At 48.3% G+C, this 542-nt stretch carries 1 protein-coding gene; it reads right to left on the bottom strand.

What is annotated here, in order from left to right; translation table 11 throughout:
- Positions 1-164: 164 nt before the first annotated feature.
- Positions 165-542 (bottom strand): 23S rRNA (guanosine(2251)-2'-O)-methyltransferase RlmB (gene rlmB / locus R8O11_RS30635; RefSeq protein ID WP_318195311.1); only part of this gene is annotated, 378 nt, incomplete at its 5' end.

The raw sequence follows: 542 nt of genomic DNA, 5'->3' as shown, positions 1-542 counted from the left end.
ACGCTGTCCAACAATGTGCCATCCAGATCGAACGCAATCAGTTTTATATCTTGTTGAGTCATAATTTCCCTAGCTAAAAATAACAAAGGATGGTTTCCCATCCTATGTGTTTGATTCTTCAAGCCACTAAGCCTTTGGGCTCAGTGACATATGTTCTCATTCGCTTACTTCGCAGCCAAGCGCTGACGAACTGCTTCGAATAAACAGATGCCTGATGCAACCGACACATTCAAACTCGATACGCTACCTGCCATTGGGATTTTAATCAAATCATCGCAAGTTTCTCGCGTTAGGCGGCGCATGCCATCACCTTCTGCGCCCATGACGATTGCCAGAGGACCAGTCAGTTTTGCTTGATAAATGTCGTGTGTCGCTTCACCCGCCGTACCCACGAACCAGATGCCCTGCTCTTGCAGAGTACGCATTGTGCGCGCTAGGTTGGTTACACGAATCAAAGGCACAACCTCTGCAGCGCCACATGCTACTTTACTTACCGTGGCATTCATTGGTGCAGAACGATCTTTCGGTACGATGATCGCCGC

The organism is Vibrio sp. 1288 (genome assembly GCF_033344475.1).
Note: the sequence above shows the minus strand (reverse complement) of the source record. Positions and strands in the feature narration are given on the sequence as shown.